5 protein-coding genes are annotated in these 8,252 nt (G+C 62.4%); all 5 read left to right on the plus strand.

The genetic code is table 11. The annotated features are described in order from the left end of the window. Positions 1–375 carry a response regulator gene (locus I2H36_RS09145; protein WP_196263598.1) on the plus strand — a complete coding sequence of 125 codons (375 nt, stop codon included), beginning with the start codon at positions 1–3 and terminating at the stop codon, positions 373–375. 161 nt (positions 376–536) lie between these two features. Then, complete coding sequence (locus I2H36_RS09150; protein WP_196263569.1) at positions 537–4,178, plus strand: FecR domain-containing protein; 3,642 nt, start codon at positions 537–539, stop codon at positions 4,176–4,178. 1 nt (position 4,179) lies between these two features. Further along, positions 4,180–6,159 (plus strand): CHASE2 domain-containing protein, encoded by a 1,980-nt coding sequence (locus I2H36_RS09155; protein WP_343234419.1) that lies wholly within the window; start codon positions 4,180–4,182, stop codon positions 6,157–6,159. Between the two features lie 213 nt (positions 6,160–6,372). Beyond that, positions 6,373–7,260: a cation diffusion facilitator family transporter gene (locus tag I2H36_RS09160; protein WP_196263570.1), complete on the plus strand. Its 888-nt coding sequence runs from the start codon at positions 6,373–6,375 to the stop codon at positions 7,258–7,260. Positions 7,261–7,491: 231 nt separating this feature from the next. Continuing rightward, the coding region (locus tag I2H36_RS09165) for an MCP four helix bundle domain-containing protein (protein WP_196263571.1) at positions 7,492–8,252 on the plus strand (761 nt) is incomplete at its 3' end.

An 8,252-nucleotide genomic window follows, 5' to 3' on the forward strand; every position in this document is an offset into this window, starting at 1 on the left:
ATGAGCGACGGCGATCTCAATGGCCTGCGAATCCTTGTCGTCGAGGACGAAGCTGCGATTTCCCTGCTGCTGGAAGACATGCTGCTCGATTTCGGCTGCGAGGTGATCGGCCCGGCGGCCCGGCTGTCCGCGGCCCTTGAGGCCGTCTCCCGCGAGCAGGTCGATCTGGCCATTCTCGACGTGAACGTGGCCGGCGAACCGATCTATCCGGTAGCGGAGGCCCTGGCACAGCGCTCGATTCCCTTCGTGTTCTCCACGGGCTACGGCAGTGCCGGAATTCGCGACACCTTCCGCGATCGCCCGGTTCTGCAAAAGCCTTTTGCCCAGCACGACCTGAAGCAGAAGCTTCTCATGGCCCGCACCAAGACCGCCTGATTGCGTGACTCTGCGGCGTCATCTGTGGCCGATATGCTGCAGTGATTTACCCTGTGTTCCAAAACACACCGGCCAAGATGTAAATCGGCTTTGATCCCCGGCTCTTGCTGCTAAGCTCTAGTAACGTTAGAGCAGGTAGCTTCCGATCAAGCTGGTCCTTCATGTCTGTACAATCTTCTCGCCTTCTGACCGCAACAAGCGCTCTTGTGCTGAGCCTCGTGCATGCGCAGGCGCAGTCTCCCGTGCCGCGCCCGGTCCCGGCGGCGGGCGCCATCGTGGCCACCAAGGGCGGCGAGGAAATGCGCTTCGTGCGCGAGGATCTCTGGCGCGCGGCCGCCATTCAGCAGAACGTGGTGGGCGGCGATACCCTGCGGACCAACGAGATCGGCAATCTCGCGATCCTGTTTGCCGATCAGACCCAGATCCGCGTCGGGCGCAACTCGACCCTGACCGTCAATGACGTCGCCGGCGGCCAGACCGGCAACACCCAGCTCAGCCTCCAAGCCGGCAACATCTGGGCCCGCGCGGCCCGCGGCGGCTCAGGCGTGGACGTCAAGACGCCCGCAGCGGTCGCGGCCATCCGCGGCACAGACTGGTCTCTTTCGGTCGAGGGAGGCCGCACATCCCTCATTGTGCTCGAAGGCGTAGTCGAGCTCACCAATGCCCAAGGCTCCGTGACGGTCCGCCAGGGTGAAGGCGCCGTCGCGTCGATTGGGCAGGCTCCGACGAAGTTCGTGATCACGAACTCGAACGACCGGGAGCAGATGCTCTTCTACCTGAGCCTGCGTGAGACCTTCTCGTCTCTCTCGACCACGCCTTTGGTGGGGCCAGCCTTAAGAGAGGAGCGCACCAGGATCAAAGCCATTCCCCCGCAGGCGCGCAGCGTCGAGGATTGGCTGGTCCTTGCCGAGATCGCCCCTTCCTATGACGGAAGGGTCGTTGCCGCGCAGGCGCTCGCCGAGGCTCGCAGCCGCCGCCTGAGCGCCACCCAGCGCGCCCGCGCAGACATGGTCGAAGCAGCCCTTCTCGGATCGCAGCACCGGTGGTCCGAGGCCGCTGCCCTGTTTGCCAGGGCCGAACGGGGCCTCGATCCCAAGCGGCGCGTGCTGGCCTCCTACGGGCGCTATATCACCCAATCGCTGGCCGACCCGAACCGGATCTATGCGGAGCCAAAGGCTCTGGGCAACGATCCATTCGCGGCCCTGGCCCATGCCTATGTGGTCGCGTTCAAGCAGGATCTAAATGCTGCGGCCGAGGTCCTGAAGGCGGCGGCGAAGCGCTTCCCCAACGATACGCGGATTGCCACGACGGCGGCAACGATTGCCTATGCCTTAAACCGGCGCGAGGAGATGCGCGCCTCGATCGCGAGGGCCAAGGCCCTCGACCCGGAGGATCCCGAGGTGATTGCCGCCGAGAGCAGCATCCGCGGCGACATCGACGGCGAGGTCAACGCGGCAATCGAGGCCATGCGCAGGGCTCTCGAGATCGCGCCCGGCAATTCCGGCCTCTGGAACACGCTCGGCCTTTTTGAATCCGACCGGGACCGACCGCTTGCCGCCGAAGAGGCCATGCGCCGGGCCATTGCGGAAGATCCGTATAGCCCAGTCGCTTACGCCAATCTGGCGATCTTCCTTCTCGATCAGTACCGGGTCGAGGAAGCGGGCGCGATGATCGACAAGGCACTCACCCTCGATCCCGGCTTCCATGTGGCCTATCTGGCCCGAGGCCGCTACCTGATGCAGAAGGGGGAGGCGATCAAAGGCCTGGAGGCCATTCTCGCCGGATCGGCCGCTAATCCCGGCTTGTCGCAGGGCCTTCTGCTGGCTGCTGCCTCCTACTACCAGAACGGCGACGACGAGCTGGCGATCCAGGCTCTCGACAATGCGGATCGGCTCGACCCGAACGATCCGGCCGTCTCGAGCGTGCGAACGGGCATCGCCATCGATCAGTACCAGGCGGATCAGGCCGTGCTCGCAGCTCGTGAGACTCTGCGCCGCTACCGCCAGCGCGGCGGCGATTTCGCCGGCATTGCCATCAACAAGGATGGCGGCTCCTACCCGGCTCAGGCCTACCGCTTCCTGAACCTCAACGAGTGGTCCCGCTTCTACGGCGACCGGGTGTTCGATCCCTTCGACGCCTCGAGCTATTTCGACCAGTCGGCCGTGGAGCGGCCCAGCCTCGTGACGGGCCGGCCGGACGTCTCAAACATCGAGAGTGGCGTCGGCCTGGATCTCTCGGCATTCAACCTCACCATCCAGGGCCTCTTCTTCGATCCGCTGGCCGTGTCCGGCCGCATCGGACGGCCCGACTTTTATCGTCGCCCCTTCGTGGACGCGGAAGTGGGCGGCTCGCTCCTCCATCACAATGGGCGCCTCGGCTGGGGTGCGGATGCAAATGTGCAGGGCTTCTCGAACGAGCCGATTCCAACCTCCTTCAATATCACGGCAAACCGCCTCAAGACGAACGGACGCGATCTTATCGACCGGGAGAATGCCAATAGCGGCTCCTTCTTCATTGGCATGGCGCCTTCGGCGGCCGACCGTTTCCTCGTGTTCGGGGCCGGCGCGAACAACGATCCGGCCATCGCCACGATCAACACCCCGACTAACTTCGGCGAGGGGACGCAGAACAATGCCGCCGTACTGGGTGGGGCAGGCTGGAGCCATAGCTTCAGCGACCGCAACGTCCTGACGGGCGCCGTCTTCGGCATCAACGCCATCAACCGCAGCTTCACGAACACGGCGAATGCCGAATCTTTCCCCGGCTTCATCGTTGGAGGCCGCAATTGGGACCGGACGCGGACGGAGGGCGCTTCGGCCGCCCTGTCCCACATGATCGGTTTCGGCGACCTGACCCTACATTATGGCTTCGAGGCACAAAGGGGCCGGACGATCACCCGCAATGAGGGCCGAGCCTTCGTCTACAACACAGCGACGGAAACATTCGACTTCACCGACATCAATGATCAATCGAGCACAAGCTTCCGCACGACCCGCCTCTACGCGGATGTCTTCTGGCGCCCCTTCGATTGGATCGAGGCGCAGGCGGGCATCGAGCACAGCACGGTCAAGGTCGGAGGTCAGTCGGCGGATGACGAGGTTTCGCCACGGGTCGGGATCGGGATCTCACCCGTCGAGGGCCAATGGCTTCGTGCGGCTTACCGCCAGGACACGGGATCTCCCATCCCGTTCACCCTGGCGCCTGTGACCACGGTCGGCTTGGTGCCGAATGCCCTGCCCACGCAATTGGGCGGAGAAACCAAAACTCTGGCCCTGCGCTGGGATGCGGAATGGTCGCCGTATGTCTTTACCTCTGTGGAATATCAGCGCCAGGATGCCCAAAACTTAAATCTTCCGATCGCCTACAGCTTCGATGACATCGGTATCGGCAAGGCGCGCGTTGATCGGCTTGCCGCAACGGCCAACCTCTGGCTGACCCACGGGATCGGTGTCTTCGGTACCATCGGGACGATCTCGTCGGACATTCGTTCGGAAGAGGCACCCGGTGCCGACGTACCTTTCATCGCCGGCAAGTTCGCCCGTGCGGGCGTTACCTTCGTCCATCCGAGCCGGCTCAAATTCACCCTTGCCGGCACCTTCCTCGGAGACATTTCGGGCAACCTGCGGGGGCGTGAGATTGACGACTACTGGACGGCAGATGCAGCCTTGAGCTGGGAGACTCCGGATCGCCGCCTCCTGTTCGGACTGAGCGTGCTCAATATGTTCGACGAGGATTTCGAACTGGCTCCCGATATCCGCGGGCCGGGTCGCACCATCGAGGCGAGTGTGAAAGCTAGGTTCTGAGGTGAAGAGTTCTGGGACGACACGGGATCATGGCGGCGGAGAACCTCTCTGGCGCCATTTCACCATGGCCGGGATCATCGCGGCGCTGCTGATACCGTTTCTGTTCTTCTCGCCTGTCCGCCTCATCGAGGCGCGGCTCTACGACATTCTGTCGGTCATCGCCCCTCCGCTACCTGTTGAGCCCGGTGCCGTGATCGTCGCTATCGACGAGCCCTCCATCGGCGAGATTGGACAGCGCTGGCCCTGGCCTCGTGACATCCACGCGAAGCTGATCGAGAGCTTACGCGCAGCCGGCGCGAAGGTCATCGCCATCGACATCATCTTCGCCGATCCCACCACGGCAGAAGCCGATACAGCCCTCGCCAGCGCGCTCGGCCCGGATGTGGTGCTCGCAGCTGACGATGTCACAACGCCGTTGGAGCAGGGCACGCAGGTCACGCGAGTCAATCCGCTCGATCAGTTCCTGGATGCCGGCGCCGTCCCAGGCATTGCCTCGATGCATCTCGACGGCGATGCCTACCTGCGCCGCATGCCACCCATTCAGGGCAGTTTCGCCGCCGAGGCGCTGCGGCTGAAGGGAGAGCCGCAGGCTCCCGCTCCTGACGGGGCGCTGATCCAGTACTTCGGACCCCGGCGTTCGTATCCGACCGCATCCTATTATCAGGCTCTCGATCCGAAGACTTTCCTTCCCCCTAATTATTTCAAGGACAAGGTCGTTCTGGTGGGCTTGAGCCTCCAGGCCGCCACGACTGCCGATGCGGGAGCCCCCGATACCTTCCCGACCCCCTATACGCTGACCGAGGGCACGCTCACGGCCGGTGTGGAGGTCCAGGCTACGATCCTCGACAACCTCCGCCATAACCTCTACGCGCTCCCGCTCCCCAGCCTGGTCATGGTGCTGCTCGTGGTCGCCGGAGCGTTCCTCGCGGCTGCCTTCTCCACCCGCGGCGTCACATGGAAGACGGGGCTTGCAGCCACCTTCCTCCTCGCCTTCTTCATCGTCGGAGCCTGGGCTTTGCTGCGCTTTGGACGGGTTTGGGCGCCGCCCGCCCTGCCGGCGGCTGCAGCGCTCTCCGTGTTCGGAGCGCGGTTCGGCCTCGATTATGCCCGCGAGCGACATCTGCGCCGCACCGTGTCGGAGGCGTTCTCGCGCTACCTGTCACCGGATCTCGTGGCGCAGCTCGCCCGCGACCCCAGCGCCCTGAAGCTGGGTGGCGAGCGCCGCAACCTGTCCATCCTGTTCTGCGACGTGCGCGGCTTCACCACCCTGTCGGAAAAGCTGAAGGACGAGCCGGAGCGGCTGACCGCGCTCATCAACCGTCTGCTCGATCCGCTTTCGGAGGCAGTGCTCGCGGAAGGCGGCACCATCGACAAATATATCGGCGATTGCGTGATGGCGTTCTGGAACGCGCCTCTCCCCAGCCCGGATCACCCGCTGAACGCCGCACGCGCCGCCCTGCGCATGCTGGAGGCGGTCAAGATCCTCAATGAGGAGCTGCGGCAGGAGCAGGGTGAGGACGCCCCTCGCTTTGCTATCGGTGTCGGCATCAACACCGGCGACTGCGTGGTGGGCAATGTAGGCTCGCGCTGGCGCTACGATTACTCCGTGCTCGGCGACACGGTGAACCTTGCCTCGCGCCTGGAGAGCCTGTCGAAGGAATACGGCGTCTCGATCGTGCTGGGCCCTGCCACGGCGAAGGCCCTGCAGGAGCATTTCGTCTTGATCGAACTCGATCGCATCGCCGTCAAAGGCCGCAGCGAGAAATCGGCGATCTTCACCATCGTGGCTCCAATCGAGCAGTGCAAGCAGGACCCGGCGCTTGCACAGCTGACGGAGCTGCATCCCACGCTTCTCGACACGATCAGCGCGGGCAAGCGCGTGGAAGCCTTGGCCCTGGTCCAGCAATGCCAGACGCTCTCCCCGCCCTTGTCGAACTATTATAAGAAGCTGATGGCGAAGGCGGCGGCGATCCCCGAGTGATGCACATTCTGGGCGGCTGCACCAAGTTGCGGCATGAGCTTGAAAAGGTGAGGCCAGCCGATCCTGGAACGGGCTTGACATTCTGCCGATCGCTCCGTCGAGCATCATGATTTTGCAACCGATTTGCAAGTAAAAACAAGTCCTTGCACTTGTAGAAACAGGCCCTATAAGCTCGCCTTGTTTCCCGCTGAGCCAACTTTTAAGTGACGTGCCATGGACAAGATTCAAAAGCTTGCCATTGGCAGCATATTCGTCGGAACCGTTGTTTTCGTCCTGAAATATGCCGCCTATTACATCACAGGCAGCATTGCGCTTTATTCCGACGCGCTGGAGAGCGTTATCAACGTGGTGACGGCAGTGGCAGCCTTCATGGCCGTTCGTCTGAGTGCCGCACCGGCGGATGCCAATCACCCTTACGGCCACCATAAGGTGGAGTATTTCTCAGCCGTGCTCGAAGGCGTGCTGATCATCGTCGCAGCGCTTGCGATCCTGCGCGAAGCCTATTTCGGATTCATGTCGCCGCGGGTGATCGATGCTCCGATGCAGGGGCTTGCCGTCAACATGGTGGCCAGCGTGATCAACGCGGTCTGGTCTTGGGCTTTGATCCGCCGCGGACGGCGCCTGCGGTCACCCGCCCTGGTGGCGGACGGGCGTCACCTCCTCACCGATGTGGTCTCATCGGCGGTGGTTATCATCGGCCTCCTGCTCGTGCCGCTCACTGGATGGGCCTGGCTCGATTCAGCGCTCGCCGCCATGGTGGCGGTCAACATTCTCTGGTCGGGATGGGGGCTGATCAAGGAGAGCATCGGCGGCCTCATGGATGAGGCCCTGCCGGAAACCACGCTCATCCGCGTACGGGAAATCATCGCTCTGAATGCGGAAGGTGCCATCGAAGCGCACGACCTGCGCACGCGCCATGCAGGCCGGATGACCTTTATTGATTTCCACCTCGTCGTGTCGGGTGCCATGAGCGTGACCGATGCCCATGACATCTGCGACCGATTGGAACGAGCGCTGAAGGCCGATGTGGAGGACGCCCTGATCACGATCCATGTTGAGCCGGACACCAAGGCCAAGCACTCCGGCATCGTGGTGCTCTAAAGTTATTTCGGCGAAGCGGAAACAGCTTCTAGATTCGATCTGTTAACGAATTGTAAATTCAGCTTTATCTCTGCTTAGATTTTCTAAGTAATTAATAAAATCTTACTTCAGCAATAGGTATTAACCGTAATAGCTCAGGTATGTATTCCCGGCTAGAACTTCGTAGCCTGGATAAGCGCGTCGTGGGGGCGCGCGCCTCCCGCGGTGATGCGGGCAGGCCATTGAAATTCGATGCGCGCCTTGAACAATCTCAAAATCATTGCAAAGCTGGCCATTCCGGTGCTCGTGATGATGGCTGTCACCATCGGCCTCATCATCTTCGCCAAAACTGCTCTGGATACGCTCGCGGCGGAAACCCAGCAGATCGTCGATGTCCATGCAGCTCGGCGCAGCATGGCACTGAACATCAAGGCCAATGTCAACGAGGCGGCGGTTCAAGAAAAGAACTTGATCATTGAGACGCGCTTCCAGGAAATGGCGGTCTACGAGCAGGCCTTCCGGGAGGCGAAGGAGAAAACCCTAAAAGGGCTGGAGTCCCTGACTGCGCTGTCCGAAACGCCGGAGCGCCGCGCGACCATCGAGCAATTGAAAAAGATCGTCGAGGACTACTTCGCTATCATGGGCCGGACCATTGCCCATGCTCAGCTCAACGAAAGCGACGAAGCCTTCAAGCTCTCCAGCGGCGAGGGACGCAATATACGCCAGAAAGCCACGCAGGCGCTCGACGAGCTTGTCACAGCCAATGCCACGACCCTGGAGCAGGAGAAGCAGGATGCGGCGGATCTCGCCTCTTTCACCTCTGCCAAACTGATTGCCTCCTCCGTTGTCGGCCTGACCTTGGCAATCGGCCTCCTTGCAGCCATCACGATCTACGGTGTGACGCGTCCGTTGGGTTCGATGACGGGAGCGATGGGCCGCTTGGCTTCGGGCGATCTGGAGGTGAGCGTCACGGGGGTCGAGCGCAAGGACGAGGTCGGCCAGCTCGCCCGCTC

This window comes from Microvirga terrestris, assembly GCF_015694425.1.
Classification (GTDB): Bacteria; Pseudomonadota; Alphaproteobacteria; order Rhizobiales; family Beijerinckiaceae; genus Microvirga; species Microvirga terrestris.